The organism is Sphingopyxis bauzanensis (assembly GCF_002205675.1).
In the GTDB taxonomy this organism is placed as follows: Bacteria; Pseudomonadota; Alphaproteobacteria; order Sphingomonadales; family Sphingomonadaceae; genus Sphingopyxis; species Sphingopyxis bauzanensis.
The window spans coordinates 1-1,074 of sequence record NZ_NISK01000024.1 but is presented as its reverse complement, the minus strand read 5'-3'; the positions used below and the strand labels follow the sequence as shown (position 1 = coordinate 1,074).

Annotated in this window: 1 pseudogene; it reads right to left on the bottom strand. The window is 63.0% G+C overall.

The window, feature by feature from the left end:
• Positions 1-299: 299 nt before the first annotated feature.
• Positions 300-800 (bottom strand): annotated as a pseudogene (gene pdxH, locus CDQ92_RS20635) (pyridoxamine 5'-phosphate oxidase); the annotation flags it as partial.
• Positions 801-1,074: the final 274 nt, after the last annotated feature.

The window sequence follows — 1,074 nt, the reverse complement described above, 5'->3', positions numbered from 1 at the left end:
AGGGCTTCTTTCATTACCGCCTGCTGTCGATCGGCATCATTACCGGCGCGGTCGTGCTGATGCTGCTGTCGTTCAGCATGCAGGTGCTGATCGTCGGCATCGAACAATTCGTCACCCGCTTCCTGCCCGAACAATATCAGGCGTGGGGCGTCGTCCTGATCTCGCGAAGCGTGTCGGGTGCCGGGCTGTTCCTTGCGATCTACATGCTCTTTTACAGCCTGACGCCGTCGAAATACCGCCAGCTTAAATGCCCGAAATGGCCGGGCGCCTTGTTCACGACAGATGTGTATAAGAGACAGGTGTGCACGGTCCTGCCAGAACTCGATAGCCGAAGGATTAACGCGCCAGCCCGACCAGCGCGGCGGACGCGGCACGTCCTGACCGTCGAATCGCGCCTGCATTTCTTCAAAGCGCGCCTCGAACGTCTCGCGGTCGGCGAGCGGCCGCGACTGGTCGCTCGCCCATGCTCCCAGCTGGCTGTCGCGGCTGCGCGTTGCGAAATAGGCGTCGGCGGTCGCATCGTCTACCGGCGTCACTGCGCCTTCGATACGAATCTGCCGCCGCAGCGATTTCCAGTGAAAGAGCAGCGCGACTTGCGGGTTCGCCGCCAATTCGCCGCCCTTGCGGCTGTCGAGATTGGTATAGAAAACAAAGCCGTCGGGTCCGTGCCCCTTGAGCAAGACCATGCGCAGCGACGGATGGCCATTCGGCGTCGTCGTCGCCAGCGCCATCGCATTGGCGTCATTGGGCTCGCTCGCCCGCGCTTCGGCGAACCAGCTATAGATGTGTATAAGAGACAGACGCCGATCAGCGCGCGGCGAGCCAATATATCCGGACCTTCCGCGACCCGGCGAGCGACGCGATCATCGAGGAGCATGGCATCGCCGGCATTCTCGCCCATGCTTTTGAAGGACGCGTGCCCAGCGGCGGCATCCAGCCGCCCGACGAGATCGCCCGGCTGCTCAAGGATTGGGAGGATCGCGACACGTGCCGCGCGATGATCAACTGGTATCGCGGTTCGCCCGCCGTGGTTCCCGCGATGGACGAGCCTTATGCCGACTCGCCTGCGGCGCA